The sequence below is a fragment of the Rhodococcus sp. A14 genome, assembly GCF_011603105.1.
Taxonomy (GTDB): domain Bacteria; phylum Actinomycetota; class Actinomycetes; order Mycobacteriales; family Mycobacteriaceae; genus Rhodococcus_F; species Rhodococcus_F opacus.
In genome coordinates this window covers 1-17,436 of record NZ_JAAOQS010000079.1, presented here as the reverse complement: position 1 = coordinate 17,436, position 17,436 = coordinate 1, and the positions used below count along the sequence as shown (strand labels likewise).

Here is a 17,436-nt window from a genome sequence, read left to right as displayed (position 1 = left end):
TACGCCATTATCGCATTTGAACACTAGGTTGGGTTTTCGACTCTCCGGTCAGCCCCCGGATGGACAGTCGAGCCGCGACGAGACGAGGAAACATCATGACCAAGCATCCGGCGCTCTGGCAGCCCATCGAACTGGGCCCGGTCAGTGTCAAGAACCGCATCGTGGTCACCGCACACGCGCTGATGTACGGCGACAAAGACAACCTGATGACTCAACAGAGCATCGACTACTACGAGGAGCGGGCGAGGGGAGGCGCGGGGCTCATTCTCACCGAGGCTCAAGCCGTGCATGCAACGAGTCGCGGACTGGGGTACCGCACCCACCAGGGATGGCCCACCGAGGTGATACCGGTGTACGAGCGACTGGCGAAAGCCGTGCACCGCCATGGAGCCAAAATTTTCGTCGACCTTTCACACTTCGGCGTGGAAGACTACAACGGAATGTTTCTCGAGAACTGGAGGGCGCTCTGGAGTCCCTCGGGTCTGCCCTCGACTACCTATGGGGAGATCGGCCGAGCGATGTCGCACGCCGACATCGAGCAGCTCGTAGCGGGATTCGGCCGAAGTGCACGCAACGCACGGGTTGCCGGTATCGACGGAGCCGAGGTACACGCCGCTCACGGGTATCTCCTGTGCAGTTTCCTCTCCCCACTGACGAATCGTCGAACGGACGAGTACGGCGGCAGCACCGAGAATCGATGCCGCGTCGTTCGTGAGTGCGCCGAAGCGGTGCGCCGAGAGGGTGGCCCCGACTTCGCGGTCGGCGTGAGACTATCGCTCACCGAATACGTTCCGGGCGGTATCGACGAGGCCGAGGGCGAGAAGATCGCCAAGAACCTGGCGGACTCTGGATTGTTCGACTACTTCAGCATCAGCGCCGGGAACGCTTCCACGTTCGATCGCGTCGTCTCTCCGATGAGCCTGCCCGGCCCCCAGTTGGTCGATCTGGCTGCCCGCGCGAAGAAGGTCGTCGGAAACTATCCGGTCGTGACCGCAAACGGAATTACCGAGCTGTCGGTCGCCGAACAGATTGTGACTTCGGGTGACGCCGATCTCGTCGCTATGACCAGAGCGCACATCGCAGATCCCTTCCTGGTGCAGAAGGCGCAGACCGGACGCGAGGACGAAATTCGGCATTGCGTCAGGGCAAATCAAGGCTGTATCGGCCGGATGTCCAAGGGCTGGGAGCTGACCTGCACGCAGAATCCCGCCGCTGGGCGCGAGAAAGACCTCGGCAGCGGAACATTGGATTTGGTCGCCACACCTCAGAAGGTGCTCGTCATCGGCGGGGGACCCGCCGGTATGCGGGCAGCGGAAGTTGCCGCATCGCGAGGGCATGACGTTGTATTGATGGAGCGCGGCGACACGCTCGGCGGGCAAATTCGATATGCCGCCAAGTTGCCCACGCGTGGCCGATGGTCCGTCATGGTCAAAGACATGGAGCGAATGCTCGAAAAATACAAGGTCGATGTCCGTCTCAATACGACCGCCGACATCGAGAGCGTGCGTGAAGTCGGTGCAGACCACGTCATACTTGCATCCGGATCGACCTGGCGCACCGACGGGTTCTCCGCCGCCCTCGCCGCCCGCCCGGAAATCCCGGGGTTGGAGCGTATCCGCGTTCTCAATCCGATCCAGGCCATCGAGGATCCCTCGGCATGTGGGGAGAACGTCGTCATCATCGACGACACGGGCGAGTACCTCGCGCTGGGACTGGCGGAGCTCCTCGCGAATGCGGGCAAGAAGGTCGAAGTGGTTTCCTCGAAGCTGTTCTTGGGCGACAACACACTCTTCAACCTCGATGTCGGGCATCTCTATCCGAGGCTGTATGCGCTGGGAGTGACCTTGACACCGCAACACATTGTCGCCGAAGTGAATTCGGACGGCGTCGTACTCAATCGCATCTGGGATGGTGCTGCCAGAGTGGTACCGGCGCAGTCTCTCGTGACCGTCATGCTTCGCGATTCCGATACGGCCCTGCTACCCCAACTGGAAGCGCAGTTCGACGTGACGGCCGTCGGAGACTGCTTGGCACCCCGCCGGGTGGACGAGGCGATCTACGAAGGCGAAATGGCCGGACGCGGTGTCTGAACAAGCACCACACACACTGAACGAAAGAAGGAAACCCCATGGCTCATAGCTGGCAGATCGGTGATGTGAAAATCACCCAGATAAACGAAATCGCGGTCGAGGTCGGTGAGCTCGACGGACTGATCGCAGAGGCAACGCCGGATGCGGTCAAGGCCGTTCCGTGGCTGTACCCCGACTACGCCAACGAACACGGGCAGACACTCTGGAGCGTTCACTCGTTCGTCGTCGACACCGGGTCGTCTGTCGTTCTCGTCGACACCGCGTGCGGCAATCACAAGGATCTACCGCTGATCCCGGCCTGGGGTGGCCTGGACACCCCCTATCTGGATCGACTGGCGGATGCCGGCTACAAGCCCGAACAGATCGACTACGTCGCCATCACACATCTCCACCTCGATCACGTGGGATGGAACACCGTGCTCGACGGTGACCGATGGGTGCCGACATTCCCGAACGCCCGGTACACCTTCGTTCAGGACGAGTTCGAGTACCACAAGGGACTCACCGAGGGCGGTACCGTCTCCGACGACCTCGGGCATGCCGTCACGTACAACGGAGCGGATCCGGACATCCACCGGCAGACGCGTCTCGTGTTCGCGCAGTCGATTCAACCGTGTGTCGAGGCGGGCCTCGTCGATCTGGTTCCGGTCAACCACACCATCTGCGAGGGCGTGCGGTATACATCCACGCCTGGCCATACCAAGTCCCACCACAGTCTCACCATCGAATCGAAGGGCGAGACCGGGTTCATCACTGGTGATTTCGTACATCACCCAATCCAGGCCGCCCATCCCACGTGGAGTTCGCGAGGTGACTGGGACCGTGAGCTGTCCTCCGCTCGGCGTCAGGAGTTCCTCGCCTCGGTTGCAGACCGTGATGTCCTTGTGTTCGGCACGCACTTCGCCGGGAACAGTGTCGGTCGTATCGTGAGCGACGGCAACGCCTACCAATTCGTCACTGCTTGAGCCGAGCACTTCTACAACACCACCGGCGCCCACACTGCCGGCATAACGACAGCTTCAGGAGCATTGATGTCGAAGAACGAAATTCCCTACTACTGGTCGAGCATCGACTGGCGTCAGCTCACCGAGGACTACCCGCCCCCGCCCCTGTTCAACTCCGTCATGTCGACACGGTCCGACGACGAAATGCGACAGATTCAGGAATCACGCTTTCTCGCACGGGTGGCCGACGCTTGGGCGGTCCCGTTCTACCGCGAGCGATGGTCGGACGCCGGTTTGCAGCCAGGAGTCATACGAGGCCTGGACGACCTCGAGAAAATCCCCACGTTCACCAGTGAGGACATCAAGCACTCGATCGAGGAGCACCCTCCGTTCGGAAACCACCAGAACTTCGCACTGGACGCGATGCGAACACCGCTGAAGATCCAATCCAGTGGTGGCACCTCAGGGCTGCCGCGGCCGACACTGTTCGATCCCGTCGCATGGGAAGTGCAGGCAATTCAATTCGCCCGAGCTTTCGTTGCGCAGGGAGCCGAAGTCGGGGACATCCTACAGATCACCCTCACCAACAGTTTGGCCAACACCGCATGGTGTTCGTCGACCGCCGCCATGCACTGGTGCGGCATGATCCCCTTGACCACCGGTTCAGGGGCCGTCACCAGTTCGGCAAGGCAACTGGAGCTGGCGCGCTCCTGGGGAACAAGTGGTTGGGTCGCCTTCGGCGAGTACCTCAAAATCCTGGCGCAAGAAGCTGATCGATCTGGCATCGACCTCAAGAAGGATCTGTCCACTCGATTCATCCATACCTATCTCGGGGTGGATACCGAGGGACACCTGCGCGACTTGCTCGAAGATGCATGGGGTGTTCCGGTCTACGACAACTACGGAACCCATGAAGTCGGTCTCATCGGATACGAATGCGCTGCAAAAGATGGGTTGCACGTCAACGACGACACCGCCATCGTCGAGATCGCCGACAGCGAGACCGGACGCATCCTCGGCCCGGGGCACGACGGCGACATCGTGGTCACCAGCCTGCATCGCTCGGTTCCACCCATCATCAGATACGACCTCAAAGACCGCATGCGTAGTTCCGAGCGCGCAGCGTGCGCGTGCGGCGCCCGGACGACCAAACTGTCCGGTTTCTTGGGCCGCCTCGACGAAATGGTGAAACTGAGAGCGACAAGCGTGTATCCGCGGTCAGCGCAGGACGTCGTCCAGGGCGACGCGCGATCGACGGGCGAGTTCCTGTGCGTGGTGGAGAACGTCGGCGAGGGGCTCGGTTCCCGTGAACGAATGACCGTGTTGATCGAGCAGGCGAACGACGAAGACACAGCACCCCTCCAGGAAGACATGAAGCATCGTCTCAAGTCGACCTTCGGTGTCTCGGTGGAGGTGACGATCGTTCCTGCTGGATCCCTCGCTCCTCAGACGGGGCTGGGAGGAGAGGGGAAGGTCAAGCGGCTTCTCGACCGCCGTGGTCAGGCCCCCTCACCCGTCTGAGCACTCCCAATAGTTGGTCAAGAGACCGGTCCCGGCTCCAGGTGTCGACAGCGGTAGCCAAGCCTTAAGTGTCGACGAAACTTTCAGCAGAGTCGGGCGGTATGGCGTAAGCCGTCGATATCCGGGTCGGGGCTGACTTCGAAGAGGGAAGTGAAATGCACGAACAAGAGGCGGCCGACAACCTAGGCGCCTTCGCGGAAATGTTCCGCCTCGACGATCGAGTCGCGATCGTCACCGGGGCGTCAGCAGGTCTAGGCGTATCGCTGTCCAAGGCAATGGCCCGCGCCGGAGCCCACGTAATCGTGGCATCGCGCAGGGTCGACCGCTTGGAGGCAACCGCACAGGCGGTACGCGGGTACGGGCGCGAGGCCCTGGTGCAGAACGCCGACGTGGCCGATCCTCGCCAGTGCGTAGAGCTGGTCGAGGCGGCGATGGCACGGTTCGGTCGTGTGGACATCCTCGTCAACAATGCCGGCATGGCGAGTGCAGTCCCGGCGACTCGGGAGAGCCCTGATGCCTTCCGGGCGGTAGTAGATGTCAATCTCGGAGGTAGCTATTGGATGGCCCAAGCCTGCGCCGAAGTGATGACGCTGGGGAGTTCGATCATCAACATCTCGAGTGTTCTCGGCTTCACTACTGCCGCACTGCCCCAGGCGGCCTATACCGCAAGCAAGGCCGGCCTCGTCGGACTCACGCGTGACCTCGCGTCGCAGTGGGGACGTAAACCGGGAATCAGAGTAAACGCGATTGCGCCGGGCTTCTTCGAGACCGAAATGACGGAGTCATACCCCCCAGAGTATGTGACCGATTCGCTCGAGCCCCGGTTCCTGTTGGGAAGAGCGGGCAAGCCCGAGGAACTCGCCGCAACCGCGGTCTGGCTCGCATCGCCCGCAGCGGGGTACATCACCGGCCAGACGATTTTGGTCGACGGCGGGATGTCGACGACGTGAGAGTTCAGCCTGCTCCGCCGTCCCATCAAAAAGCTCCGCGGGGAAAATGCTGAGCTGCAACAGCTCCCCGCGGAGGCGGCGAGCTGCAACAGCTGCTGCGTAGTCTGATGGCCAACGTCGTTATAGTTCGAACAACAGAATCCTTGTCGCCAGAAACCGATCCCCAGCCGTGGTACGTGACAGTCAACGCCGGACGAATCCACGCACGCGAGACTACAACTCGCATGTGGGACTCGTCCGGCGTTTCAATACTGCAGCTGCTCTGCCCAAACCAGCCTATAGATCCGGACACGGTCAGGGCACCTCGCCAGATCTGGCGTCTGTGACCATTGACACGTCCACGCGCTGGAACTAGGTTACTAACCAATGGGTCGATATTACGACTCAAGAGTCGGATCAAATGTCCGGTGAGTCGCACACAAAAAGATATCCTGTGCCACCAGTCAGCTCGCGTATTCGACAGTGCCTGTACTGCAATTGGTTTTGATAGAACACGGGCACCGAGCGGTTCTTCGATACACATCACGCGTACGACACGCATAGGTACCTCCAGTCAAACGTCGAGAACAGGTGAGTGATAGAGCATGGGGAAGCTGGATGGAACGGTTGCACTCATCACCCGGCGGAGCAAAGGGCTCAGGTCGATCCCACGCTCTGACACTGGCACGCGAGGGGGCGGACATCGCACTTGTGGACAACTGCGTTGCCGATGTCGCGGGGCAGAACTACCCAGGCGGCTCCGAGGAGGAGTTGGAACAGATCCGCGCCATGGTTTCCGACGTGGGACGTAAGTGCATCAGCATCGTCGCGGATGTTCGCGATGACGAAACTATGGTGGACGCTGCGCGACAGACGATCGATGAACTCGGACAAATCGATCACCTGCTGAGCAGTGCAGGTATCATCCTGAAATTCGGCAAGCTCGCAGACATCTCGCCCGAACAGTGGCGTACGGTCATTGATACCAACCTCACGGGCGTCTTCAACGTGTGTCGCGCCGTCCTGCCGCACATGGTCGCGAAGCGCAAAGGCAACATCGTGATCACCTCGTCCACCGCAGGCCGCGCCGCCTACCCCCACATCTCGGACTACGGCGCCTCAAAGTGGGCAGTGATCGGACTGATGAAGACCCTAGCAATGGAATACGGCGAATACGGTATACGCGCCAATTGTGTGGCCCCGACGAATGTCAACTCCGGTGACCTTCCCTCGATGAACAACAACGAGGAAGCCTACAAACTCTTCTGTCCGGACGTCGAGAACCCGACGCGCGAGCAGATGGTCGAACGAATGAAAACCATGCATCCGCTCGGCGTCTCAGGTGTGGACTGGCAGGACGTCTCCAACGCCTACCTGTACCTCCTGTCGGACGACGCTCGCATGGTCACCGGCGAAGTGTTGCACGTTTCTGCCGGGCTCATCGCCAACAACATTGCGTGAACCCTGGGGAGTACAAACCGCAAGGAACCCAACGGGTAACACCGAACGGCTCCACCGCAACAATATCTATTCTACGACAACAGATCACGAGAAGACCGACCTGCGAGTCGGTCGGACGGGAAGATCGAGAATGCATGATCTGACAGGCAAAGTCGCTCTGGTCACCGGGGCCGCCCGAGGGCAGGGCCGCTCGCACGCCACCTTCCTCGCTGAGTCGGGCGCGGACGTCATCGTGCTCGACATCTGCAGACAGGTTGCAACCGTGCCATACCCGACGTCGACGGCAGAGGACCTCGACGAAACGATCGGTCTTGTGGAGAAGTACGGACAGCGTGCCTACCGCCTCGAATGCGATGTGCGCGATCCGTCCGCGGTTACGGAGGGTGTCGAGAGGGCGGTACGCGATCTGGGGCGACTGGACATCGCGGTGCTCAATGCCGGCGTATGCGAAATCACCGCGGCAGAATCGATCACGCCCGAGCAGTGGAACACCGTGGTGGGCACAAACTTGTCCGGCGCGTTCTTCTCGGCGCAGGCCGCCTCGAAGCATATCGTCGATGGTGGACGCGGTGGATCGATGGTATTCATAGGTTCGGCCAGTACCCTTACTCCCGTCGAGTCGATGGTGCACTACATCGCCTCGAAGCACGGCGTTGTCGGTGTAGCAAAGGCTTTGGCCAAAGAACTGGCACGACATCAGATTCGGGTGAACGTCATCCACCCGACCAATTGCGATACCCCGATGATCCAGAACTCGATGATCTACGATCTCTTCGCGCCGGACGTGGATCAACCCACGCGCCACAGCGTCGAACCCGTGTTCCAGACACTCGCTGCACTCGATACACCGTGGGTGGACCCGGCCGACATCTCCCGCGCCGTCCTGTACTTGGTAGGGGAGAGTGGCCGATTCGTCACCGGAACCCAGCTGGAGGTTACCGCTGGATATCCGCTTCTGTAGTTTTGCGCACCTGTTGTGCACCGTCTTCGGTGGTCAGGAAGCTGCGATGGTTCGCCACCCCAGGTTCGATTCGAACCCGCGCTCGAGGGCGTTGTTCGCTCGATGCGGGCTGATAGGAAGGTATGCCGTGTCAGAGATCGTCCCCGCCGAGTTGTTGTCCAGCGAGACACCGGTTGCGTTTTACGGTTACGCGCGAGCCAAGGAAGGCACACGCCACATCCTGATGGAGCGGATGCTCTCCCTGGGAGACCCGAGTCGCGCCGAGCCAGGCATCCTTGTGTACGAGATCCATCATGATGCATCCAGGCCCGACAGCATCGCATTCTATGAACTCTACGCTAACGGTGCCGCAATCCGTGAGCACCTCGAACAGCCCTACATGAAAGCATTTTTCGCCGATAGCACGACATTGCTGCAGTCGAACCTCGAAATCATCCCTCTCGAGCCCATTCGTTCCGTGGCAGCAATCTCGACTGACTGCCCCGGTTGACCCTACGGGCCTGTGCTATGAGTCTTCTGACGGTCGTGCTGGTGCAGAACGTGGCATCGGACCCTCCGTGCGCGAGGTATCCCGTTCCCCGACTCGGCATCGCGCCGCAAACCTAGAAGGCCTCCCAAATGCCGTTGCTCATCATTCATGCCGTCATTGCATGTGTCAGTCTGATCACACCCCGCCGCGCCACCGAATCGATCCAACGAATCTTTACGAATATCGCTCTCGCACGAGCCAATGCAAGATATTTAGCCGTGGCAGCGAGCGACACACAACACGAGCCGTCTAGCCGTCAGTCATTCACAGATGCCCCGGCCGGGGCGAACCGCGCAACCTCCTAGTCCAAGCGTTCCGGTCCGCAGCCTCCGCCCGACCCTCCGTCGAATTCGTGGAGACAATTTCGGGGTCCAGCGGGCTTTCACCCTCAAACAACCACTGTCAAACTACTTCAACCACGCCGCACTAGCGCTCCACGTGTGGGGATCCAGGCAATGAACCGGTGACAGTGCTTCAGCGACCGCCGAGACCAGACCGTCCAATTCCGGCCGATCAACACATCCGCCCCGTTCCCCGAGACTCACCGTCGACGGCATCTCGGGGATTCAACCAAGTCGGATCAACCCGTGACTCGAGAAGGAGTCGGCATGACCCTCAATGGGGCTCGCTCGCTGGCGTCCATGACGCCGTATCAAATAGCAATCGTTCTAGTATGCTCGCTCGTCAACCTGCTCGACGGCTACGATTTGTTCATCATGGGGTACGCCCTCCCCAACCTCCCCGAGGGGTACGCAACAGCGTCCGACAAGGGCTACTTGATCAGCGCAGCCTTGGTGGGCATCGGCGTCGGGGCCTTCTTCCTGGCTCGAATGGCCGACGTCCATGGGCGTCGCCCGACGTTGCTCGGCGCGCTGGTACTCAACACCGCCGGCCTCCTTGTTTCATCACTGGCCCCCAACTACTCGGTGTTGATCGCATCCCGATTCGTTACGGGAATGGCAATCGGTGTGCTCGGCGCAATCTCTATGGTCATCGCCCAGGAAATGTCTCCACCATCACGCCGCAGCCTCTCGGTGGGCGTGGTGCTCTTCGGTTACCCCCTGGGAACTTTCGTCGCAGGCCTGGCAGGTGCCTCGGTAATCGAAGCCGCAGGCGGATGGAAAGGGTTGTTCTGGGTAGGGTTTGCCCTCAGCGCAACTGTCACCGTCGTTGTCGCCGCTTTCATCCCAGAAACAGTGGCCTACCTTCGACGGTCATCGGACGACACGGCGCAGGAGACGGCCGAGAAGTTGTCTACGCGGGTCAACCTGGAGGAAGGACTCCTCAATGGCGGTGTTCTAGCCGACGAGGCGATAGTCGATCAATCGGATACGAAACTCCTCGGACCAGGACTGCGGGTAACCACCCTGCTCCTCTGGCTCGGTTATGGATTCTGCACTGCCGCGTTCTATTTCATCGGTTCCTGGACCCCTCAGCTGATCAAGAATGAGACCGGAGACACCGGCAGCGGGGCGCTAGTGGGCATCATGCTGTCGGTCGGCACGATGATCGGGGCCATCCTGTACGGATTTCTTGGCCTCAAGCGGCCGTCTGCCCAAATTTCCTGGATGTCGATGGCCCTGGGCATGGCTGCCCTGGTTGCCTTCGCACTGACCCTGCAGGGCCCCTTCGCGCTGACCATGGCCCTGCTGCTGGGTCTGTTCGTCTTCGTCTCACTGACGGCCTTCACCGCGATCGCAACCACCGTGTACCCAATACGAATACGAGCCAAAGGGTTCGGCACGATGCTAGGCGTCGCCAGAGTCGGATCGATCGTGTCGCCCATCCTCGGCGGCTACGCAATCGGCTTCATGTCACCGAAAGATCTGTACATCGCAGTACTGGTGCCCTTGGCAATCGCTGGGATGTGCTCGTACGGGCTACTCAGAGCAACGCGACCAAAGACCGCGACCGGCCAACATCCCGCGCGGCACACCGACTTCGTGTAACCGCACGGGAAGACTGGCAGGGGCGTCGAAGTCACCCGCAATCACTGCGCAGAGCGCCCAGCCGTAGCAGGGAAGGAAGTCGGAATGAACCATGCCGCAGCTGATGACGGCGAACTGCGATATGCCGAGGACCTCGCCGTAGGAGACGAGTACGACCTCGGGGAGTACCTCGTCACAGCGGAGGAGATCATGTCGTTCGCCGACCACTGGGATCCTCTGCACATACACACCGACGTCGCACTCGCCGAAGCAAGCCACTTCGGCACGATAATCGCGAGCGGCGTCCACACGCTCGCGGTATTCCAACGCCTCGCTGTCAACCGAGTATTCGGAAACTGGCACATAGTCGCAGGCCGAGCACTGCGTGAGGTGCAGTTCCGCGCACCGGTCCGTGCCGACACCTACCTGCGGGGTACTTTCAGCATCACCGCAATCGGTAATACCCACCCGTACTGGGATCGGGTGACAACCATCGGAACCCTATCGTCACGAGACTCGCAGCCTGTCATGACGCTTCAAATGGAGATGTACGTTCGTCGCCGTCCGCGTCCGAGCGAACACAGCGCCCTCTAGTTCACGGGCGAGAGGCGGCACGCGGACGGGTTCTATTCATCCACGAGTGTCCGAACAAACTGACTCGACAAGGAGATCACTATGACCGGTCGTCTGGAGGGCAAAGTCGCAGTAATCACCGGTACCGGCCGCGGAATGGCGCGGCAGGTCGCGTTGCGGTTCGCAGCCGAAGGAGCGTCGATCGTCGGATGCGACATCAACGCCGAAGCCGCCGAGGAAACGCTCGCAATCGTGCGCGCGGCCGGCGGACGGATGGAATCGCTGCACCCGATCGACCTCTCGAACGAGGAGGAAGCGCACCAGCTACTCGAGTTCGCCGCCGGGAAATTTGGCGGCATCGACGTCCTACACAACAGCGCGATGCAGTTACGATTGGGAACGGTCGAAGACTCCAGCCTCGCGGACTGGAAATTCACCCTCGACCACACACTGACCGTTCCCTTCCTGGTCTCCAAACACGCTATTCCCCACCTTCGCGCACGCGGCGGCGGCAGCATCATCTTCATGGGCTCGGTGGCCGGTTCCGATGTAGGGACGGGGTACCCGGGCAACCTCCCCATCATCCAGGCCTACTCGGTGGCCAAAGCTGGTGTCATCCGGTTGGCAAGCTGCCTGACGAACGAAGTGGCCAGCGCGAACATCCGGGTGAACACGATCTCACCAGGCTGTGTGGCAACCCCGAATGGCCTGCTGTTCTACGGCACGGAAGGCACCGAACAACGGCGCGTTACCATGACACCGAACCTGATTCCGCGCCTAGGAGAGCCCGAAGATATTGCAGGCGCGGCTGTCTATTTGGCCTCAGACGAGGCCTCCTGGGTTACGGGGCTCAACCTGGCCATCGATGGTGGTTCTTACGCATCCGGCGGAGCCGGCCTGGCGCGCCCGGACGACATCGCCGCCTATGCACCCGGGATGGCCGAAATGTCCGAGGTCGACCACTGGGCTACGAGTGGGCAGCGCGTCCAATCCGGTGATACCCCTCTTCGTCAGTAACACTGGGAGGACCGTCAGACAGGGCCAGAGTGATGGTGTGAGCGTGCAGTATTGGCTTCTTGACCTAACTGGAACCCGGATACGAGATGTGACACCTCAGCGCTGAACCTCGTGAGAACGCCGATCTGCTGTAAAGGCCCTGCCTGTCGCTGAGCAAACAGGATGGGCAGGTCGGGTTGCGGTTGCATCCTGACAAGACACGGATCGTCTACTGCAAGGACGGCACGCGGCGCGGCTCGCGCGAGCACACGTCGTTCACGTTTTTGGGGTTCACGTTCCGCCAGCGCAGGGCGCCGCACAGGAATGGGCAGCACTTCAGCGCGTTCGTGCCCGCGGACAGCAAGGACGCTGTGAAGAAGATCGGTGCGGCGGTGCGGTCCTGGCGGCTGCACACCCGCACCGGTCACGCCTTCGCCGACCTCGCACGACGCATCAATCCGGGTGCGGGGCTGGATGCAGTATCACGGGGGCGTTTCACCGCTCTGCCTTGTATCAAGTCCTCTCACGAATCAACGCCTACTTGGTGCGGTGGATCCGCAAGGAATACAAACGGCTGCGAGCGGAGAAGAAACCATCGAGTGCTGGCAGGGGATCACCGCACGGTGTCCCAGCATGTTCGCACATTGGGAAATGGGCTACATCCGTCTCGTCTGTCTGGTGACCAGAATGACAAGAGCCCGGTGACGGGACACTTGTCACGCCGGGATCTGTGGGAGCCCGGGGTGCGATTCCCCCCCGGGCGACCCGACCAGAGGGTACGGGGTGGGTCGTGACGGCGAGATGGCCCTACGTTCAGGAGGATTGGGCTTGTCTAAGGTCCGGTCCATCCCAGAACGGGGAGCGTCTCTGAGGTGCACTATCCCGGCCCACCCGGTGACCGTCCGGCGTTCGAAGACCGCAATCTTCTTGCCTTGGCCGGGTTGGTTCCGGCGTTGGGGTTGGCCCAGCGATTCGGACTCGGAGCCCTGCCGACGACGGTCTGGCAGTGCCGACCGACAAGGGCGGGCATGGGCCTCAAGGTGGGCGCACTGAAGCGGGCATGGTCGCCGCCGCCGACAGGAGTCGACCTGGCGCTTCTGTGGCACGGCGCCATGCCATCCGTGTTCGACGCCCGTATGCCCAGTCGACCGTTGGCGCGGTTCTCGCCGAGAGCACAGTGGATCGAAAACCCGCCGTCATCCCGGGCTCGGTGTCCTTGGCCGCTCTCGCGGCGCCAGCAGCGCGGGCAATACTCCGGAATTGGCCGAGGCGGTGACGCCCGCGGCGCAGTTCCTCCTCGCCGGGGCGGACTTGAGCCGTTCAAGGTTTGAACACCATTCACTAAGGCTCCGCGGAAGTGTGCAGTATCAGAAGAACGGGTGGCAGCAGCTTTCGGCGGGGCACCCGATGCAGAGATAGGGACGATCGAGATGGATCTCACGCTTACCTGGGTTGGCGCCGTCCCACGCGTCCACCCGGAGAAAGAGGCCCGAGTGAAACAGGATATTAACGCGCTGTCTAGGGTGAGGGATTGAGGGTGGAAGTGATTGACGACAAGCGGCTGCAATCCTTGTTCACGCCGGTGAGCGTGGGCACGCTGACACTGCCGAACCGGTTCGCAATGGCCCCGATGACTAGGTTCGCGTCCCCAGACGGTGTGCCGGGCCCGGACGTGGCCGCCTACTACGCCCGCCGGGCCGCAGGTGGAACCGCGCTGATCATCACTGAGGGCGTGCGCATCCCGCATCCGGCGGCTGGGCCGGACAGCGTTCCGCTTATCGATGGGGCCGAGGTATTGCGGAGCTGGCGCGCGGTGACCGATGCCGTGCATGCCGAGGGCGGCGCTATCGCGGCTCAACTGTGGCACGAGGGCTCGCAGCGAGACGTCCTCGACGGTGGGAGGGAAGGACAGGAGGCGGTCAGCCCATCGGGTATCGACGTTGCAGGTAACCAGGTCGGGCGGGCGTTGCGCATCGACGAGCTCGGTGCGCTCGCCGACGTGTATGCGAAGGCTGCCCGCAACGCGCGTGACGCCGGATTCGACGCCGTTGAAGTGCACGGCGGTCACGGCTATTTGCTCGACCAATTCCTCTGGGGGAACACTAATCGCCGCACCGACGGCTACGGCGGAACACTCACTGCACGTACCCGGTTTCCTGCCGAGGTGGTGGCTGCGGTGCGGGAGGCTGTCGGTTCGGGTTTCCCGATTATTTTCCGGTTCTCGCAATGGAAGATCAACCGCTATGACGCCCAATTAGCGTCCGCACCAATCGATCTCGAGAAATTGCTCACCCCCTTGATCGAGGCCGGGGTCGATGTGCTGCACCCGTCCACTCGTCGCCACTATCAGCCTGCTTTTCCCGATGACGATCCACGGCTGGGTATGGCGGGCTGGGCCAAGAAGCTGACCGGGCTGCCGGTCATCGCAGTAGGCTCGGTGGGTCTGGACACCGAGTTCGGGTTCTCGCTCGTCGAGGCAAAGCGGATCTCCCCGGCCCCGGTTTGTCGGCTGCTCGACCAATTCGATGCGGGCGAATTCGATATCGTCGCCATCGGTCGGGCGTTGCTTGCCGATCCTGGTTGGGTCAGCCGACTGCGTGACGGTGCGCTCGACGACTTCGCCGGATTCGACGCCGACACTGCGCTGGCGCACTTATATTGAGCTCACGAGCTGCGACCCGGGCCTCGACGCATCATCGTTCCAACGTGGAAGTCGCCAGCCCTATGATTCGAAATGACGAACACAGGCTGTGACTCAAGCGATTGACCCCAAGGATCATCTCTCAGGGCATCGTGTATGAACTGCCGCCTGTTTCTCGTTCGGCCGTTATGCGGGCAGTGCCGCGGCTGTCACCTCCTGGGTGGGTTCGGCAGTGCTGCCTGTCGTCTGGCCACAAGGGGGGGGCAGTCGAGGCCGGGTAGCGGGCGGGCTTCGACCATTCGTCGTGTACCCGCCATTTGTCCCGGCCTAGTCTCGATCTTCGTCTTGCGCACTGACCTTCGAATAGATGGCCGGTAGCGAGGTCCTTCGGGCATGGCGTGCGGGAGCTCACCGGCGCTGCTTCGCCAGTTCTCCGTGGGTGGTCGGTGGGGGCGATGCGGAGCGTGGTTCGCTGGCGACGTCGAGGCCGTTGTGCCCACGATCAGGGCTGCCCGCGCATGGGCCCACCGGGATGCGGCCGTTCACGACGGACGATGCCCCGCATCCCCGGGGGGGGGGCTAGTTCTCCAGGCCGGGACGGGTGGCCCTGGCCGCCCTCACCGAGCTGCTCGCATCTGTCGTGTCGAGATGGAAGAAACGTGGCACCGTGCCCCGCCACGTCCTGTATTTGGGAGGTTACCGAACAGCGGGGTGCCGCGGATCGAGAGTTTACTTTTGGGCTGTACCGCGATCGACTGCTCTCGGACGAGAACCTCGGCGGCCATACCCACAGTTCGCCGTGCTCGGTTGCTGCAGCGCCGCAAGCGTGCCGAACGTGCCCTGACCTCGGTGGTGGCCACCTGCGACCTGCTCGGTGTCTCGACCCCGACGGATGGAGAAGGTCGTCGAGTCCCTCGGCATCCTCAGCCTGTCGAAATCCAAGGTGGCCGTGATGGCCGATGACCTCGACGCGAAAGTGGAGGCGTTCCGCAGCCGACCCTGGATCCCGGCCACGCAATTCGTCGCCGCCGACGCCCTTGGTGCTCAAGGTCCGGGAGAACGGGCGGGGTGGTCAACATGCACGCACTGGTCGCGGCCGGGGTCAACGCCGAGGGCTACCGGGCGATCCTCGAAGTCGTGGGCACTGGTCATCGCGTGGTGCTTTATCGAGTGACCACGGTCGGTCTCTCGAAGAGTCACGCCGAGTTCACTGGGGCTACGACACGCCGGTCAGATCCGAATCCGGTCCGTACACTTTCATGGACACAACCTGCTTCTCGCGACTGATGTGAGCTTTGGGCTGTGCAATCTGGCTTTCCTACTCCGCTGCCGTTTAGGACTCCCTCCGAGAGCCCTAAACGGGTCGCTGGCGTCGACACACCACAGAAGCTAGCCGCGAGCCGAGGCGTCTTCCGGAGCGGACGCTCGCCGTTTGCTACCAGCTGCTACAAGATCAAGCAGCCCTGGAAAACGTGCGTCGAGATCTGCTCGACGCAGCATCACCTCGGCTCGGTTGCGGTAGTCGAACTGAGTGATCAGGCCCGCCTCACGGAGGACCTTGAATTGGTGGGTCATCGTCGACCGGGAGACCCCCACCCCGAAGGTTGAGCACTTGCGCCGAGCCCCATCCGGTTCCCGAAGAAGGTCCTCGACAATCGATCGCCGATGTGGGTCCGCAAGAGCTGCGAACACCGCTCCTAACTCGAGCTGTTCCACAGCTGGCTGGTCTTTCGCTTCGCCCACTCTGACGCCTCCCAATCCATGCAGTTTGTCTGCCATCGTAATGAAAGACGTGTCATGGCAGAGGGCCGCTAGGCCAAAGTTAGGACGACGATTGACAGGTCGCTCATTGGTGTCTGGCGCGTCCACTACCCTCGCCATATGAACCGACGCCGGATACGAGGTGGTCGTCGCGGCGACGCCCACGCATGCGCTTCAGTGTGACGGCTGGTGCTCGAGACGCTCAGCGCAACTGACCGTAGAGCCCTGGCCACGATCGCAGCGAAGCTACAGGTGTGCCACGCGGGCCCGACATAGAACTCCTAGCGAAAGACCGGGGTCTGTCAAGTTAACGGTGTAACTGTTTGAACTGTCACTACTTTCGTCCGGCGGACAGGCGTCCGTCAAAGGTGATCTCGAAGGCGTTCAGCGCTGCCTTCCAGCGGTTGGACCAGCGCTGGCGGGCGGTGCCTTTGGGGTCGAGGCTCATGATGGCCAGGTACACGCATTTCAGGGCCGCCGCCTCGGTCGGGAAGTGGCCGCGGGCCTTGACAGCCCTGCGGATTCGGGCATTGACACTCTCGATCGCGTTGGTCGTGTAAATCACCTGCCTTATCGCGTGGTCGAACTGCAGGAACGGCACAAACTCGGCCCAGGCGTTGGTCCACATCCGGATGATCGCGGGATAACGTTTCTCCCATTTGTCGCTGAACTCGGCGAACCGGTCCAGCGCAGCCTGCTCCGACGGCGCGGTGTACACCGGTTTGAGGTCCTTGGCGATCTCGGCCCAGTCCTTGCGGGAGGCGTAGGCGTAGGTATTGCGGAGGAGGTGGACCACGCAGGTTTGCACGATAGTCTGCGGCCACACCTGTCCGATCGAGTCGGGCAGATGCTTCAGACCGTCACACACGACGATCAGAACATCTTGCACACCAAGATTTTTCAGCTCCGACAACACCCGGAGCCAATACTTCGCCCCCTCCCCGTCGCCGTGCTCGCCGGCCCATAATCCGAGGATGTCGCGAGTGCCGTCCACAGTCACCCCCATCACGACGTAGATCGGCCGGTTGGCCACGTTGCCGTCGCGGATCTTGACGTGGATACAGTCGATGAACAGCACCGGATACACCTGGCGGATTCCACT

Annotated in this window: 12 protein-coding genes and 2 pseudogenes; 13 read left to right on the top strand and 1 reads right to left on the bottom strand. The window is 61.7% G+C overall.

All coding sequences use genetic code 11. From position 1 onward, the window contains the following. The first annotated feature begins 59 nt into the window (after positions 1–59). From G9373_RS31575 to G9373_RS31520, 13 genes and pseudogenes are all read left to right on the top strand, one after another. Complete coding sequence (locus G9373_RS31575) at positions 60–2,090, top strand: FAD-dependent oxidoreductase (protein ID WP_346842873.1); 2,031 nt, start codon at positions 60–62, stop codon at positions 2,088–2,090. 38 nt (positions 2,091–2,128) lie between these two features. Then, a complete protein-coding gene (locus G9373_RS31570) occupies positions 2,129–3,055 on the top strand; it encodes an MBL fold metallo-hydrolase (protein WP_167118698.1) in 927 nt (308 codons plus the stop codon). A gap of 402 nt (positions 3,056–3,457) precedes the next feature. Then, positions 3,458–4,555, top strand: a complete 1,098-nt coding sequence (locus tag G9373_RS31565; protein ID WP_167118695.1) for a phenylacetate--CoA ligase family protein — start codon at positions 3,458–3,460, stop codon at positions 4,553–4,555. Between the two features lie 200 nt (positions 4,556–4,755). Then, positions 4,756–5,505 carry an SDR family oxidoreductase gene (locus G9373_RS31560; protein ID WP_240960846.1) on the top strand — a complete coding sequence of 250 codons (750 nt, stop codon included), beginning with the start codon at positions 4,756–4,758 and terminating at the stop codon, positions 5,503–5,505. Between the two features lie 597 nt (positions 5,506–6,102). Beyond that, entirely contained in the window at positions 6,103–6,945 is an 843-nt protein-coding gene (locus G9373_RS31555) for a mycofactocin-coupled SDR family oxidoreductase (RefSeq protein WP_167118689.1), read from the top strand. A 130-nt stretch (positions 6,946–7,075) separates the two neighbouring features. Next, positions 7,076–7,906, top strand: coding sequence for a mycofactocin-coupled SDR family oxidoreductase (locus G9373_RS31550; protein ID WP_167118686.1), 831 nt, complete (start codon positions 7,076–7,078; stop codon positions 7,904–7,906). 127 nt (positions 7,907–8,033) lie between these two features. Further along, a complete protein-coding gene (locus G9373_RS47825; RefSeq protein ID WP_167118683.1) occupies positions 8,034–8,396 on the top strand; it encodes a putative quinol monooxygenase in 363 nt (120 codons plus the stop codon). A 647-nt stretch (positions 8,397–9,043) separates the two neighbouring features. Next, positions 9,044–10,384, top strand: a complete 1,341-nt coding sequence (locus tag G9373_RS31540) for an MFS transporter (protein ID WP_167118681.1) — start codon at positions 9,044–9,046, stop codon at positions 10,382–10,384. Between the two features lie 84 nt (positions 10,385–10,468). Continuing rightward, positions 10,469–10,957 carry a MaoC/PaaZ C-terminal domain-containing protein gene (locus G9373_RS31535; RefSeq protein ID WP_167118678.1) on the top strand — a complete coding sequence of 163 codons (489 nt, stop codon included), beginning with the start codon at positions 10,469–10,471 and terminating at the stop codon, positions 10,955–10,957. Between the two features lie 81 nt (positions 10,958–11,038). Beyond that, positions 11,039–11,953 carry an SDR family oxidoreductase gene (locus tag G9373_RS31530; RefSeq protein WP_167118676.1) on the top strand — a complete coding sequence of 305 codons (915 nt, stop codon included), beginning with the start codon at positions 11,039–11,041 and terminating at the stop codon, positions 11,951–11,953. Positions 11,954–12,837: 884 nt separating this feature from the next. Beyond that, a pseudogene (locus G9373_RS46885) lies at positions 12,838–13,097 on the top strand (IS1380 family transposase); the annotation flags it as partial. 372 nt (positions 13,098–13,469) lie between these two features. Further along, positions 13,470–14,594, top strand: a complete 1,125-nt coding sequence (locus tag G9373_RS31525; RefSeq protein WP_346842872.1) for a 12-oxophytodienoate reductase — start codon at positions 13,470–13,472, stop codon at positions 14,592–14,594. 786 nt (positions 14,595–15,380) lie between these two features. Continuing rightward, a pseudogene (locus G9373_RS31520) lies at positions 15,381–15,710 on the top strand (transposase); the annotation flags it as partial. A gap of 958 nt (positions 15,711–16,668) precedes the next feature. On the opposite strand, the gene G9373_RS31510 reads toward G9373_RS31520, so the two are convergent. Then, positions 16,669–17,436 (bottom strand): IS256 family transposase (locus G9373_RS31510; protein WP_167118670.1); only part of this gene is annotated, 768 nt, incomplete at its 5' end.